13 protein-coding genes and 1 tRNA gene are annotated in these 14,667 nt (G+C 63.7%); 4 read left to right on the forward strand and 10 right to left on the reverse strand.

The features are described 5' to 3' along the window. Nucleotides 1-15: 15 nt before the first annotated feature. Nucleotides 16-1,149, reverse strand: coding sequence for a Re/Si-specific NAD(P)(+) transhydrogenase subunit alpha (locus ACLF6L_RS02095; protein WP_238617729.1), 1,134 nt, complete (start codon nucleotides 1,147-1,149; stop codon nucleotides 16-18). 371 nt (nucleotides 1,150-1,520) lie between these two features. On the opposite strand from ACLF6L_RS02095, the gene ACLF6L_RS02100 reads away from it, so the two are divergent. The 3 genes from ACLF6L_RS02100 (at nucleotide 1,521) to ACLF6L_RS02110 (ending at nucleotide 4,265) form a co-directional block, all read left to right on the forward strand. Next, complete coding sequence (locus tag ACLF6L_RS02100; protein WP_238617867.1) at nucleotides 1,521-2,060, forward strand: HNH endonuclease; 540 nt, start codon at nucleotides 1,521-1,523, stop codon at nucleotides 2,058-2,060. 301 nt (nucleotides 2,061-2,361) lie between these two features. Beyond that, nucleotides 2,362-3,471 (forward strand): ferrochelatase, encoded by a 1,110-nt coding sequence (gene hemH / locus ACLF6L_RS02105; protein WP_238617728.1) that lies wholly within the window; start codon nucleotides 2,362-2,364, stop codon nucleotides 3,469-3,471. A 29-nt stretch (nucleotides 3,472-3,500) separates the two neighbouring features. Continuing rightward, on the forward strand, nucleotides 3,501-4,265 hold the full coding sequence (locus ACLF6L_RS02110; RefSeq protein ID WP_238617727.1) for a competence/damage-inducible protein A: 765 nt from the start codon (nucleotides 3,501-3,503) through the stop codon (nucleotides 4,263-4,265). 82 nt (nucleotides 4,266-4,347) lie between these two features. Here ACLF6L_RS02110 and ACLF6L_RS02115 read toward each other — a convergent pair whose 3' ends face one another. After that, a complete protein-coding gene (locus ACLF6L_RS02115; RefSeq protein ID WP_238617726.1) occupies nucleotides 4,348-4,935 on the reverse strand; it encodes a cytochrome b in 588 nt (195 codons plus the stop codon). Between the two features lie 361 nt (nucleotides 4,936-5,296). On the opposite strand from ACLF6L_RS02115, the gene ACLF6L_RS02120 reads away from it, so the two are divergent. Then, the gene (locus tag ACLF6L_RS02120) at nucleotides 5,297-5,551 is read left to right on the forward strand and encodes a type II toxin-antitoxin system Phd/YefM family antitoxin (RefSeq protein WP_412852250.1); all 255 of its coding nucleotides are present in this window, start codon (nucleotides 5,297-5,299) and stop codon (nucleotides 5,549-5,551) included. Nucleotides 5,552-5,744: 193 nt separating this feature from the next. On the opposite strand, the gene ACLF6L_RS02125 is transcribed toward ACLF6L_RS02120, so the two are convergent. From ACLF6L_RS02125 to aroB, 8 genes are all read right to left on the reverse strand, one after another. Beyond that, entirely contained in the window at nucleotides 5,745-6,164 is a 420-nt protein-coding gene (locus ACLF6L_RS02125) for a type II toxin-antitoxin system VapC family toxin (protein WP_412852251.1), read from the reverse strand. Next, nucleotides 6,161-6,415, reverse strand: coding sequence for a FitA-like ribbon-helix-helix domain-containing protein (locus ACLF6L_RS02130; protein ID WP_412852252.1), 255 nt, complete (start codon nucleotides 6,413-6,415; stop codon nucleotides 6,161-6,163). Before ACLF6L_RS02130 ends, ACLF6L_RS02125 begins: the two co-directional genes overlap by 4 nt. Nucleotides 6,416-6,683: 268 nt before the next feature. Next, nucleotides 6,684-6,760, reverse strand: a tRNA-Ile gene (locus tag ACLF6L_RS02135). Nucleotides 6,761-6,955: 195 nt separating this feature from the next. Further along, on the reverse strand, nucleotides 6,956-8,830 hold the full coding sequence (gene rpoD, locus ACLF6L_RS02140) for an RNA polymerase sigma factor RpoD (protein ID WP_412852253.1): 1,875 nt from the start codon (nucleotides 8,828-8,830) through the stop codon (nucleotides 6,956-6,958). Nucleotides 8,831-8,979: 149 nt separating this feature from the next. After that, entirely contained in the window at nucleotides 8,980-10,737 is a 1,758-nt protein-coding gene (gene dnaG / locus ACLF6L_RS02145) for a DNA primase (RefSeq protein ID WP_412852254.1), read from the reverse strand. 54 nt (nucleotides 10,738-10,791) lie between these two features. Continuing rightward, nucleotides 10,792-12,348 carry an AAA family ATPase gene (locus tag ACLF6L_RS02150; RefSeq protein WP_412852255.1) on the reverse strand — a complete coding sequence of 519 codons (1,557 nt, stop codon included), beginning with the start codon at nucleotides 12,346-12,348 and terminating at the stop codon, nucleotides 10,792-10,794. Nucleotides 12,349-12,362: 14 nt separating this feature from the next. Beyond that, entirely contained in the window at nucleotides 12,363-13,544 is a 1,182-nt protein-coding gene (locus ACLF6L_RS02155; protein WP_008932933.1) for a deoxyguanosinetriphosphate triphosphohydrolase, read from the reverse strand. Further along, on the reverse strand, nucleotides 13,541-14,632 hold the full coding sequence (aroB, locus tag ACLF6L_RS02160) for a 3-dehydroquinate synthase (protein WP_412852256.1): 1,092 nt from the start codon (nucleotides 14,630-14,632) through the stop codon (nucleotides 13,541-13,543). Before aroB ends, ACLF6L_RS02155 begins: the two co-directional genes overlap by 4 nt. Nucleotides 14,633-14,667: the final 35 nt, after the last annotated feature.

Raw genomic sequence — 14,667 nt, forward strand, 5'->3', positions numbered from 1 at the left:
CAACAAAACCCTCGATCACTTTTGATCTCCTTCCACAAGGCTGCGGGTTGCGTCGTGCTTGATCTCACCGTCGTGGGTCAGACAGCTCTTGGCGATGATCTCGTCGTTCCAGTCCAGGTTCAGCTTGCCGTCGGCGAGCACGGGGGACAGGAAGTTGAGCAGGTTCTTGGCGTACATTTCGCTGGCGTGCAGCGGCACCTGGCTGGGCACGTTCAGGGGGCCGTGAATGGTCACGCCGCCCTTGGTGACGGTCTTGCCGGGCTTGGTCAGCTCGCAGTTGCCGCCGCCCTCGGCGGCCAGGTCGATGATGACCGCGCCGGACTTCATGCCGTCCACCATCTTCTGGGGGATCAGCATGGGCGAGGGGCGGCCGGGGATGGCGGCGGTGGTGATCAGCACGTCGCACTGGCTGATGAACTTGGCCAGGGCTTCCTGCTGTTTTGCCTTTTCCTCGTCGGTCAGTTCGCGGGCATAGCCGCCTTCTCCTTCCGCCTTCACACCCAGATCCAGGAACTTGGCGCCGAGGGATTCCACCTGCTCCTTGGTGGCGGAGCGCACGTCATAGGCCTCGACGATGGCGCCCAGGCGGCGGGCGGTGGCGATGGCCTGCAGGCCGGCCACGCCGGCACCGATCACCAGCACCTTGGACGGACGGATGGTGCCGGCCGCGGTGGTGAGCATGGGGAAGAAGCGACAGGACAGGTCCGCACCCATGATGGCGGCCTTGTACCCGGCCACGGCGGCCTGGGAGGACAGGGCATCCATGCTCTGGGCACGGGAGATGCGGGGAATCAGCTCCATGGCGAAGCTGGTGATCTTCTTCTTCTGCAGCGCCTTGACCACATCCGTGTTCTTGTGAGCATGGAAGAAGCCGATGAGGGTGGCTCCATCCTTCATCATGTTCACTTCCTCCTGGGTGGGCGGGGCCACCTTGACCACGATGTCGGCTTCCGACATCAGGGTCTTGGCATCGTCCACCACGCGGGTGTCGGCATAGGCCTCGTCCGGGAACTGGGCATCGCGCCCGGCACCCTTCTGGATCATCACTTCAAGACCCAGTTTGGCAAAGCGCGCGGCGACCGTGGGGTCCAGTGCGACGCGCCGCTCGCCCTGGGCGGTTTCTTTGGGTACGGCTATCTTGATCGGCATGGGTTGACTCCGTCTGCCCGTGCAGGGGTAATGGCCGGATGACGACCGATCCTGACGATGAGGACTGCAACGGTTTTTGGGTGGATGCGAACCAGTTCGGGCGCCGCCGTCAGGCGGGGATGCCCAAAAACAGGGCATGGTAGCGGAATTTTTCCGGCCTTTGAACATCCAATGTCGATCATGTTGGAATCCGGGTACGAAAAATCGTGTCGGACCCTGCCGAACATGGGGGCTCAGGTCAACGAATCAACGGCTTGATAATTGCTTTCTGGGTCCGTTTGCGGCAGAGTCGGGCGGTGCCGGTATAACCTCCCGAGGGTGCAGAGGTGTACGAGTTCAGTCAGCAGGTACTGCGAACTGACGCATCGGGCATGCCGATGGAATGGATCGATTATCAGCATGCGGTGCGGCTCTACCACGCTGAGCAGGTGGCCTACACCTGCGGCTCCCTGTTGTACCGGATTCGTGGCGGCATCAATGCCCGAACCGGCCGGCGCAGTCTGGTGGAGGTGAATTCCATCATTGCCACCCACGGCACCAACAAGGCCGTCAGTCAGGCCTATTCACCGCCACTCAACAATGCGGCCTTGTTCAAGCGTGATGCTCATTTATGTCTTTATTGCGGCAATCACTTTCAGCACCGCGACCTGTCGCGGGATCATGTCACCCCCATCAGTCAGGGGGGGCAGGATCTATGGTGCAACGTGGTGACCGCCTGCAAACGCTGCAACAACCACAAGGCCGGCCGCACGCCCGAGCAGGCCGGCATGCAGTTGCTGGCGGTGCCGTTCATTCCGACCCATGCGGAATACATCTATCTTCAGGGGCGCCGTGTACTGGCGGACCAGATGGAATTTCTGCAGGCTCATTTTCCAAGAACCAGTCCCCTGCGGCTGCGTCCGCGGCAGTAGTGCGCCACGTGTCAGGTATCATCGGCGGCGTGGCCCTGTCCGGGATCTGGTTTCCTTCGGCCTGCCTTGAGGGGGCAGGCTGTCCGTCCGCGGGGCCGTACCCCGGTGCTGGTGCATCCTCGCCGGCCGGTTTACAGTCGCGCCTTATGTCCTGGGGGGAAGGGTCCAGATGGCTCTTGAAGTAGGGAGGAGTACACTCGGCCTTCGCGGCCCCGCACTGCGGGGGGAGGGTGATTCTGTCGCTTCAGCGGCCGATCACGCGGCCCGAGGGTTGTCGTCAAACCATAAAGCAGAACAAGCCATGACCTATATTGGCGAGCCGAATTACCGACATGGGAGTCTCCATAGCCTGGGGGTGCTGATCACCAACCTGGGGACGCCCGATGCGCCCACGCCGCAGGCGTTGAGGCGCTACCTCAAGGAATTTCTCTGGGATTCCCGGGTGGTGGAGGTGCCGCGCCCCGTGTGGTGGCTGTTGCTCAACGGCCTGATTCTCAATACCCGCCCGCGCCAGAGTGCGGCCAAATATGCCCGTATCTGGGGCAAGGACGGCTCCCCGCTGCTCACCATCACCAAGGCCCAGGGCCAGGCGGTGGGCCGCCGAATCGCCGAACGGCTCTACGGGCCGGTCAAGGTGGCGGTAGCCATGCGTTACGGCAACCCCTCCATTCGTTCCGGTCTGGAAGAGCTGCGTCGGGCCGGTGCCCGACGCATCCTGGTGTTGCCCCTGTATCCCCAATATGCGGCCTCCACCACCGGCTCCACTTTTGATGCCGTCACCCGCGCCCTGAGTGAATGGCGCTGGGTACCCGAGACCCGCTTTGTCATGGGCTATCACGACGACGACGCCTACATCGATGCCGTGGCCGCCAGCATCCGTGAGCACTGGGCGACCCATGGCCGGGGCGAGCGTCTGCTGTTTTCTTTCCACGGTATTCCCCGCGACTATCTGGACCAGGGCGACCCTTACCATTGTTACTGTCAGACCACGGCCCGCCTGGTGGCGGAGCGTCTGGAGCTGCCGGAAGATCGCTGGCTGGTCTCCTTCCAGTCCCGTTTCGGCAAGGCCCAGTGGCTGACCCCCTATACCCTGGAGACCATCGTCGGTCTGCCCGGGCAGGGCGTGAAATCCCTGGATGTGGTCTGCCCCGGCTTTTCCGCCGACTGCCTGGAGACCCTGGAAGAGATCGCCGACGAGAGCCGCGAGGCCTTCATCGAGGCAGGTGGCGAGCGATTCAGCTACATTCCCTCCCTCAACACCCGTCAGGACCACACGGACGCCCTGGCCGACCTGATCTGCCGTCATGTGCAGGGCTGGCCCGAAGCGGACGAGAACTATGATCGCGAGGCACAGCGGGAGGCGGGTGAACTGATTCGTGCCCGGGCGCTGGCCATGGGTGCGAAGAACTGAAGCGTAACCGGCGGGGGGATGTGGCAGGAATGCAGATCGGTGGCCTGATCATCGGTGATGAGCTGCTGTCCGGCAAGCGGCGGGACAAGCACATGGATTTTCTCATTTCGGTACTGGCCCGGCGTGGGCTGGAACTGTCCTTTGTCCGTTTCGTCGGAGATGATCCCGGCCTGCTGACCGAGAGTTTGCGTCAGACGCTGGACTCCCAGGCCCTGATCTTCAGCTTCGGCGGCATCGGTGCAACGCCCGATGACCGTACGCGTCAATGCTTCGCCCGTGCCGCGAATGTGGAACTCGGACTCCATCCCGAGGCCGTTGCCATTCTGGAGGAACGCTTCGGCGAGCAGGCCTATCCGCACCGGATCCGCATGGCGGAACTGCCCGTGGGGAGCACGCTCATTCCCAACCCGGTGAATCAGATTCCGGGTTTCAGCATGCGCCACCACCACTGTGTTCCCGGTTTCCCCAACATGGCCTGGCCGATGGTGGAGTGGGTGCTGGACACCCATTACAATCACTTGTTCTCCCGGATTCCGTGCATCGAACGGCTGATCCTGGTCAGTAACACCCCGGAGAGCGAGCTGGTGCCGGTGATGGAGGCGGTGCTGGAGCGGTTTCCGGAGATTCGCATGTCCAGCCTGCCTTCATCGGAGAACGGTTGCCGGGAAGTGGAGCTGGGCATCAAGGGGCTGGCCGATCAGGTGGCCGAAGCGGCCGCCCTGGTGATCGAATCCCTCAACCAGGGCGGCATGCCCTGGGTGGAAAAGCCTCAGTTGTCGCAGATCCCGTCGTAGGCAGGGAAGGGATTGAGGCAAAGCAAAAGGCCGGGCAAATGCCCGGCCTTTTGCTTATGTCGACGGCTTTTTGAGTCCGGCGTTAGTTGAACAGGCTGATACGGGTGGTCACCCAGTCCCGGCGCACGCGGGCATGGTAGAACGCCGCCGCCACATGGATCACGATCAGCGCGATGATGCACAGGGCCACCACGGTGTGGGCCTGGAACAGGGTTTTGGACAGCTCGGGATCCTGGCCGATGAAGCCGGGCAGTTCATAGGTGCCGAAATTCACCGGATTGCCCGCGGCGGCGGTGGCCAGCCAGCCGATGATGGGCATGGCAATGACCAGCACGTAGAGCAGGAAATGCACCAGACCGGCAAAGAAATGCTGGGCGCGGGACAGGTCGATGGCATATTCAGGGGTGCCCTGGCTCACCCGTACCAGCAGGCGCAGGACCATCAACCCCAGGATAGTGATGCCCAGGGTCTTGTGTCCCATGTAGGCATAGCCGGCCATCTCTACCCCGACCAGTTCCACGAGACGTTCATAGCCCAGCGTGCCCAGGGTCATGCCGCCGATCAGGGCCGTGATGAGCAGGACGGCGATCACCCAGTGCAGCAGGCGCAGCAGATAGGAATAGCGTGGTAGCCCGGAGGCCACACCAACAGTCGGATAGGCAGTGCTCATGTTTGCTCCCTTGTGGGTTGTCATCAGCTTGAGTGCGGGCCGACAGGCCTGTTCTCCCCCTGAACCCGTCTGCGGGTATGTGTCTTGCAGACGTGATCAATGCCGACCCTGCAGAAAACCACAATCTAGCTTAGCAGTATCGACGGGTCTTGTTCGGGGTGTCCACGATCTGGGACAAAAAAATGCCCTGAAAATCGTCGGGATGTTCTTTCTTTATCCCCGTCTCGCCGGGATGTCGTGCATCCAGGGCGCGTCGGGACGCCGCACATCCTGGTCACGATAGCCTGCCGGCCGCTTATGGACAGTCCGTCATTGATGCAGCAACATGCCTATATGAATGATTCGTGCCGGAGGTGTCACTATGGCCATCACGACCCTATCCAGTCGAGAGCTTAACCAGAACGTTACCCGCGCAAAGAAGGCTGCCAAGAGTGGCCCGGTGTTCATCACGGATCGCGGCAAGCCGGCGCATGTGCTGTTGAGCATTGAGGAGTACCAGCGGCTGACAAGGCAGCGCCGCAATATTGCTGATGCCTTGGCCATGCCGGATGTTGCGGACATCGAGTTTGAGCCGCTGCGTGTGACCATTGGCACCCAGCCGGCTGATGTCTCATGATGTCAAACCAACGTGGTGGATGGATTGATTGGTGGGCCCGGTCGGACTCGAACCGCCGACGCAGCGCAAGCCGGACGTGACGCCAGAAGATGCGCCATTCCCCAGGCTGGCCGCCACCGAGCAGCAGCGCCCGGAGCATGGCGAACGCCTCGCCCGGCCGCTTGCTCACTGCTATCCATTGGCCACATGGGGCTTATTCTTTCCACGGGTTAATAACCGTTACACCCGCTGCCTCAAAAGGGCTGGTATCCCGCGTGGCCACCGCAAAGCCGTTGGCTGCCGCCGTAGCAGCAATAAAGCCATCAGCTGCTGCAATCGCCAGCCCGGCCTTTTGAGCCTTGGCGATAAGCTCGGCGTAGGTTTGGGTGCAGGGGAGATCAAACGGAAGCACACGTCCGGCAAAGAGCGGCAGTACCCGCCGTTCCAGGCTCTCCAGCAAGCCGGTACGGCGCTTTCCTGCCGGAAGCAGGGCAATGCCCGATCGTAGCTCAGCCACAGTGATGGCGGACAGGTAAAGGGTTTCCAGAGCCTGTGCGTCGATCCACTCGACAACACGAGGCTCTGGCTCCCGGCGCAGTGGCTCGGAGATGACGTTGGTGTCGAGCAGGATCATTCAAAGTTCACCGGCTTGGCTGGCGTCTTGTCACGGACTTGCTCAAACACGGCAAACTCGTTGTCGGTCAGCTTGGCCTGCTTGCCGATGTCGGCCAGTAGCGAACCCAGCTTGATGCGCCCCTCCGGCGCTACAGCAGCCTCCAGGATCTCGCGTACCTCCGCTTCCATGCTGCGCCCATGCAGGGCTGCACGGACGCGCAGGGCACGGTGTACCTCATTGGGAAGATTGCGAACAGTCAGCATGGCCATTGGAGGTGTCTCCCATTGCATTCAGTGCATTCAGTGTATGGGGTTGACTGCACCTTAACAAGATGTGACGCGGCAGCGGCTCCACTCTCGGAGAGCAGGATAGCATCGAGCCCGCCGGGGCAAGTAAGTTCATGTATTTGCGTGGTTTGCGTGGGTATGGATGTCGACCCAGCCGCCCGGATTGTCCCGCTTGGGTGCCCCAGTGGTACCCAGCAGGGGAGGGGGGGAGGCCGTGGAAGCGTTGAGCGGCTGTAAGTGCCTGATTTTATGGTGGGCCCGGTCGGACTCGAACCGACGACCAAGGGATTATGAGTCCCCTGCTCTAACCAACTGAGCTACAGGCCCAAGGGGAAGGAAATCAGGATAGGGGAAGATACAAGAGATCGGGCGGCAGGGGAAGCGTGTCCTTGGCGTTCCGGCCTTTGCGGGGTGTTGCTGTCCGTGGGTGCCTTGTTGCTCGCCGGTCGGCTCCCACGGTTGCATCTGTGGCAATCGGTGTGGGAGCCGACCTGTCGGCGAATCAGGCGTATTTCACTCTACTTATTCCAGGTCCAGGAAGCTGCGCAGCATCTCCGAGCGGGAGGGGTGACGCAGCTTGCGCAGGGCCTTGGCCTCGATCTGGCGGATACGCTCGCGGGTGACGTCGAACTGCTTGCCCACCTCTTCCAGGGTGTGGTCGGTGTTCATGTCGATGCCGAAACGCATGCGCAGCACCTTGGCTTCCCGCGGGGTCAGGCTGGCCAGGACCTCGCGGGTGGTCTCCGACAGGCTTTCCCGGGTGGCGGACTCGATCGGGGACTGCACGTTCACGTCCTCGATGAAATCCCCCAGGTGGGAGTCCTCGTCGTCGCCGATGGGCGTCTCCATGGAGATGGGCTCCTTGGCGATCTTGAGCACCTTGCGCACCTTGTCCTCCGGCATCTCCATGCGCTGGGACAACTCCTCCGGGGTGGCTTCGCGGCCCATCTCCTGCAGCATCTGCCGGCTGATCCGGTTGAGCTTGTTGATGGTCTCGATCATATGCACCGGGATGCGGATGGTGCGGGCCTGGTCCGCGATGGAGCGGGTGATGGCCTGGCGGATCCACCAGGTGGCATAGGTGGAGAACTTGTAGCCGCGCCGGTATTCGAACTTGTCCACCGCCTTCATCAGGCCGATGTTGCCCTCCTGGATCAGGTCCAGGAACTGCAGGCCGCGATTGGTGTACTTCTTGGCGATGGAGATCACCAGACGCAGGTTGGCCTCCACCATTTCCTTCTTGGCGCGACGGGCCTTGGCCTCGCCGATGGACATGCGGCGGTTGATGTCCTTGATTTCGCCGATGGTGAGGCTGGATTCCTCCTCGATGGCCACCAATCGCTTCTGGGCGCGCAGGATGTCATCCCGGTGCTCGGCCAGCAGTTCCTTGTATTTGCTTGCCTTGCCCTTCAGGCACCCATCCAGCCATTCCAGGTTGGTCTCGTTTTCCGGGAAGGTGCGAATGAAGTCCTTGCGGGGCATCTGGCAGGTGTCCACGCACAGGCGCATGATGGCACGCTCCTGGTTGCGGATGCGTTCCACCATCTCGTGCAGGTCGGCGGTGAGCTGATCCACCAGCCGGGGCACCAGCTTGAATTCCATGAAGTAGCGGGCCAGTTCCTCGCGGGCCTGGCGGTATTCCTCACGCTTGTCGGCGCCGGCGTGGGCAATGGCCTTCTCGTACATGGCCTTGAGGTGCGTGAAGCGGATGCGGGCCTCTTCCGGGTCCGGGCCGGTATCCTCGGGGGCGGCGGCTTCGTCGTCGCTGTCGTCCTCATCCCCGTCATCGTCGCTATCGCTGTCGCCGTCGTCGCCGTCATCGGCCGCCTTCACGGAAGGCGTGTCTTCCTTGGGCAGGGAAACGGCGGCGATCTCTTCCGCGTTGGGGTCGATGAAGCTGACCACCACATCGGTGAGCTTGGTTTCGCCCGCTTCCACCTGGTCCCATTCGGCCAACAGGGAGGCGATGGACTTGGGGTAATGGGCCAGGGCGAACAGCACCTGGGACAGGCCGTCCTCGATGCGCTTGGCGATCTGGATCTCGCCTTCGCGGGTCAGCAGTTCCACCGTGCCCATCTCGCGCATGTACATGCGCACGGGGTCGGTGGTGCGGCCGAATTCACCATCCACGGAGGCCAGCGCGGCGGCGGCTTCCTCGGCGGCGTCGTCGTCGGTGGAAACGGAGCTGTCGGAGAGGATCAGACTGTCGGAATCAGGCGCCTGTTCATGGACGGTGATGCCCATGTCGTTGATCATGGCGATGATGTCTTCGATCTGTTCGGGATCGACGATGGTGTCCGGCAGGTGATCGTTCACCTCGGCATAGGTCAGGAAGCCCTGCTCCTTGCCTTTGGCGATGAGCTCCTTCAGGCGGGATTGCTGTTCTTCGTGATTCATGGAAACCTGCTCAAGCTGGGAACTGTGCGCAAACCGGGGAGGCTCTGGCCGGGACTGAAACGTTCAAGTATAGCACCCATCATGGGTGGCTGCCATCTCCGCCCGAAACGGGACGGTACCCTCCTGGCAGCTTCGGCGCCGGGCGCGGCTTACCGGGACTTTCTCGTCAGCAGGGCCTTCAGCTCGGCCTTTTCATCCTCCGACAAGGCCGACCGGGACGCCTTGGCCAGCAGGGCTTCGGTGCGCTGCTCGGTGTACTGTCCGCGCAGGCGGCCCAGGGCATCCCGCAGCAGTGTCGGCACCGATTCTTCCTGGCTGGGCGGCGGTTGCCACTGAGCCAATTTTAGTAGATGTCGTCCGGTTTCGCTGTCTCTCCAGCGCTCCAGCAACCCCGCGGTGGTTAGATTGGGGTTCTGCGCCAGAGTTTCAAGCACCTGAACCAGGACCTTGACCCCGGGGGCTTGCAGATCCTGCAACCAGCGCATGTCGTCCAGCTCCCGGGCCAGCGTCGGTTGATCCAGCAGGATCGACAATGCCAGACGCACCGGCGTGATCTCCAAGCGTTGCCGCCGGTTTGCCGGGGTGGGGCGGTGGGAAGGCGAGGGGGGCGGAGGTGGGTCGGCTTCACGTGGCGCCAGGCCCCGCTCAAACTGATCCGTGGACACGGTGGCCAGTTGTGCCAGTTCGTTGACGATCTGGGCGCGCAGCAGGCCGTCGGGCATGTCCCGGATCAGGCGGGTGGCCTGGGTACCCAGGGCGGCACGGCCTTCCCGGGTGCCGGCATCATGTCGCTGCCTGAGTTCGTCGATGAGGACATCCGACAGGGGGCGGGCCTGGCCCATGCGTGCCCGCAGACCCTCGATGCCTTCCCGGCGCACCAGGGTATCCGGGTCTTCCCCTTCCGGCAGGAACAGGAAACGGACCTGGCGTCCATCCCGCATCACCGGCAGGGTCTGTTCCAGGGCACGCCAGGCGGCCTCCCGGCCGGCGCGGTCACCGTCGAAGCAGAACACCAGATGGGGGACCACCCGGAACAGTCGCTCCAGATGATCCCGGGTGGTGGCGGTGCCCAGCGTGGCCACCGCATTGCGCAGTCCGAACTGGGCCAGGGCGATGACATCCATGTAGCCTTCCACCACCAGCAGTTCCTCCAGCCGGGGGGAGGCCTTGCGTGCCTCGTACAGGCCGTAGAGTTGCTGTCCCTTGTGGAAGACCGGGGTTTCCGGGGTGTTCAGGTACTTGGGTTCTCCCGGCCCCAGCAGACGGGCGCCAAAGCCCACCACCCGGCCTCGGCTGTCGCGGATGGGGAACATGATGCGGCCCCGGAAGCGATCATAGGGTGGACCGCCGTCCCTTTGGGTGGCCAGGCCCGCGTCGAGCAGCTCCTGTTCCTTGAAGGTCTTGCCCAGGGTCCGCAGCAGGTCATCGCGGAGATTGGGGGCAAAGCCCAGGCGGAAGTCCCGGGCAATTTCGCCGGTGAGTCCCCGTTGCTTGAGATAGTCCACTGCTTCCGGGTGGCGGCGCAGATTGTCCGTGAAATGGGTGGCGGCGGCCTCCTGGGCGGCGATGAGGCGTTGGAAGCCTTCACTGTCCCCGCGGCCCGGGCCGCTTTCCCGGGGTACTTCCATGCCGGCCCGCCGGGCCAGTTCTTCCACCGCCTCGACAAAATCCATGTTGTCGTACTCCATCAGGAAGCTGATGGCGGTGCCGTGGGCGCCGCAGCCGAAGCAGTGGTAGAACTGCTTTTGCGGGGTGACGTAGAACGATGGGGTCTTTTCCGCGTGGAAGGGGCAGCAGGCGGCATATTCCCGGCCCTGTTTCTTCAGGGTGACGCGGCTACCCACCAGCTCCACGATATCGGTGCGGGCCAGCAGTTCATCAATGAAGGCTTGGGGGATGCGGGACATGAATGTTCCAAGCCCTTCTCCCCGGTGGGGAGAAGGGCGGGCCTGCGACGGATATCAGTTCGCCATGGCGTCCTGTACCGACCGGAAGCTGCGAATGAACGGCTGATTGCGCCGCACTTCCGCCGGCAGGGCCGGGATGGCGCTACGGGCCGCATCGGCGGAGGCATAGGAGCCGAATACCAGCACATACAGGGTCTGATCCCCGCGCCGCATGGGGAACCAGGCGACATCGCCGGGCAGATTGGTGTTGCGGGCATAGTCCCGAACCGCCGCCTCATTGCCGCTGGCCAGGATCTGGATGGTGAAGCGATCCGGGGACTGGGCGCGAAGCCACTGGGCATCACGGATCCGCTTGCCGTCGGCCGTGGTGGTCGGTGCCGGGGCGGCCGCGGGTGGCGACGGTTGGCGCGGTGCCGCCGGAGCCGGTGGCGTGGGAGCCGGGGCCGGAGTCGGCTGTGCCGGTGCCGGTGCCGGTGCCGGGGGCGGCGTGGGCTCCGGTTCCGGCACCGGTTCGGGCTCGGGTTCCGGCGCCGGCATCGGGGTCGGTTCGGGCGCCGGCCGGGGTGGGGTGATCGGTACCGGTTGAATCGGTACCGGTTGCAGCACGCGATCCTGGGGTGTTTCCGCCGGTGCCGGTCTCGGGGTTTGCTGAGGCAGCATGATGGGCTGGCTGAGGGTGGTCTCGGCCGGATCTTCACGACCCGTGAAAATGCTGGTCAGGATCAGCACCACGCCCACCAGAACCACGCCGGCCACCGCCGGCGCAAACCAGCGTTGCTGCCAGAAGGCCGGTGAGCCGTCGGCGTCGTCGTCTGTTTCATCCTCGCTGTCCCCGGCGGTATCGGTCGTGCCACCGAAAAGGGCGGCCAGGCGCTTGTTGGCCAGGGTGTTGATGCGTCCCGGCAGCCCGTTTGAATCCCGATGGATGGCCTGGATCGCGTCGTCGTCCAGCAGGCGGGGGTTTTCCAGTCCCGCGGCCTGCAGGCGATGTCGCAGGTAGGCGGCCGTTTGCTCCCGGGTAAAGGGGCGCATCTGGACGGTCATCTGGGTTTCCGGGCTGTCCAGGGATTCGTCCAGGGCGCTCAGGTGTTCTTCGATCTCCGGTTCGCCCACCAGCAGCAGGCTGAAGCACTGGTTGGTCTGATCGTGAACCCGGCGCCGAGCCTGGACCAGTTCCGCCAGCACCGCCGAGTCAAGCAGATGGGCGTCGTCGATGGCCAGCACCGGGCGCATGCCCTGCTGGACCATGGCGGCCATGAAACTGTCCAGATGCTCACCGCCCTGGGGCGGGGCGGCATCCTTCCAGTACTGACGCACGGTGTAGTCGATGGCCGCCAGGCTGATGTTGGCGCGGGCCTTGAAGGCGCAGAAGTCCATGCTCTCCCGGCCCTGTCCCAGGATCCGCAGCAGCTGGGTGCTCTTGCCCACCCCCAACTCGCCCTTGAGGATGACGATGTTCTGGTCATTGCGAAGATGTTCGAGGACCACGTTCACCGGCATGTCGGTGGCCGGGTCCGTGTAGAGGAATTCTTCGTTGGCGACTGGACCGAAAGGTTGTTGCCGGAGTCCGAGTCGTTCGAGACAGTCGGCGGACAGCATATCGTTGGCCATGGCTTACCTGGATGTCATGAGAGTGTGTTCGGGTCGAACAGGCGACCGTATTCGGCAATGGCAAAGCGATCGGTCATACCTGCCAGATAGTCGGCGATGGCGCGGGCCCGACCGGCATCGCCGGTCTCCGCGGCCAGGCGCTTCGCCTTGTGTTCGTGTTCGGTCGGCAGCAGGGCGGGGTCGGCCATGTAGGCCTGGAACAGCTCCGTCAGCACTCTGGCTGCCTTGACGGTCATGCGTTTGACCCGGTAATGACGGTAAAGATGCTGACGCAGAAACCGTTTCAACTCAAGGTTATATTCCCGGATCTGTGGACTGAAGCAAATCAGCGGACGAGGTTGCAGGCGCACGGCCTCCAGGCTGTCCGGCGCTGCCGCGAGGATGCGGGCCTGGCTGCTGTCGATCAGATCCGTGACCAGGCGGTTGATCATGCGGCGGATCACTTCATGACGGGTGCGCTTTTCACTCAGATCCGGAAAGCGGGTCCGCACTTCCTGAAAGGCCTCCCGGAACAGGGTGACTTCCATGAGCCGGTCCACGGTGATCAGCCCCGAGCGCAGACCGTCATCCACGTCGTGGTTGTTGTAGGCGATCTCGTCCGCCAGATTGTTGAGCTGGGCTTCCAGGCTGGGCTGGTGACCCTGGATGAAGCGGGCGCCGACATCGCCCAGGGCGGCGGCCGCCGCCGGGGTACAGTGCTTGAGGATGCCTTCCCGGGTCTCGAAGGTCAGGTTCAGACCGTCGAATTCCGCGTAATGGGCTTCCAGCACATCCACCACCCGCAAGGACTGCAGATTGTGCTCGAACCCGCCGTAATCGGCCATGCACAGGTTCAGGGCGTCCTGACCGGCATGTCCAAAGGGGGTGTGTCCCAGATCGTGGGCCAGGGCGATGGCCTCGGTGAGATCCTCGTTGAGGCGCAGCACCCGGGCAATGGCGCGGGCGATCTGGGCCACTTCCAGGCTATGGGTCAGGCGGGTACGGAACAGGTCTCCCTCGTGATTGACGAACACCTGGGTCTTGTATTCCAGGCGACGGAAGGCGGTGGAATGAATGATGCGGTCCCGGTCGCGCTGGAACTGGCTGCGATAGCGGGGTGGGTCCTCCGGGTGATGGCGCCCCCGGCTGTTGCCTTCATGCGCCGCATAGGGGGCAAAGCGCTCGGGGTCCATGACAGGCGCCGGGTGGGTGTTCATGGGTGGGCCAGGGCCTCCAGGGTGTCGTCCAGGGCGCGGGGATCGAAGTCGGCGGTGACCAGCGACCGGCCGATGCCCTGCATGAGCACCAGGCGCAGCCGGCCCTGCTGAACCTTCTTGTCCACCGCCATCAACTCCCGGAAGCGGGCGGCGGAGAGACCCGGCGGGGCCTCGACGGGCAGCCCGGCGGCACTGATCAGGGCGGTGATGCGTGCGACTTCGGACTCGCTCATCCAGCCCATGCGGCAGGACATCCGCGCGGCCATCACCATGCCCATGGCCACCGCCTCGCCGTGCAGCCAGCGGCCGTAGCCCAGGCCGGTCTCGATGGCGTGACCGAAGGTATGCCCCAGATTGAGCAGGGCGCGGCGACCGGATTCCCGTTCATCCTCCGCCACCACCCGGGCCTTGTCGGCGCAGGAACGGCGGATGGCGAAGGCCAGGGCCTCCGGCTCCCGCGCCAGCAGGCGGGGAAGGTGCTGCTCCAGCCACTGGAAGAACTCCGGATCATCGATGAGGCCGTACTTGATCACCTCGGCGATGCCCGCGCTCAGCTCCCGGTCGGGCAGGGTGTTGAGGGTGTCGGTATCGATCAGCACCAGGCGGGGCTGGTGAAAGGCCCCGATCATGTTCTTGCCCAGGGGGTGATTGACGCCGGTCTTGCCGCCCACGGACGAGTCCACCTGGGAGAGCAGGGTGGTGGGCACCTGGATGAAATCGATGCCCCGCTGATAGCTGGCGGCGGCAAAGCCGGTGATATCGCCGATCACCCCGCCCCCCAGGGCGATCAGCACGGCGCCGCGGTCCAGCCGTCGTTCCAGCAGGGCGGTGTAGATCGTGTCCAGGGTCTGCAGGTTCTTGAACTGCTCGCCGTCGGGCAGGATCACCGTCTCCACCGGGCCGGTGTCGGTCCGTGCCAGGGTCCGGGTGAGGGTGTCCAGATAGAGGGGGGCGATGGTTTCGTTGGTGACCACCATGGCCCGGCGGCCCTTGAGGGCCTGGTCAAGCCATGCCGGTTCATCCAGCAGGCCCCGGCCGATATGGATCGGATAACTGCGTTCGCCAAGTTCAACGGTGAGTGTGTCCATGGGGTCATCATACTCGACGTGTGAAAACCAAGGCC

This window comes from Ectothiorhodospira shaposhnikovii (genome assembly GCF_047222355.1).
In the GTDB taxonomy this organism is placed as follows: Bacteria; Pseudomonadota; Gammaproteobacteria; order Ectothiorhodospirales; family Ectothiorhodospiraceae; genus Ectothiorhodospira.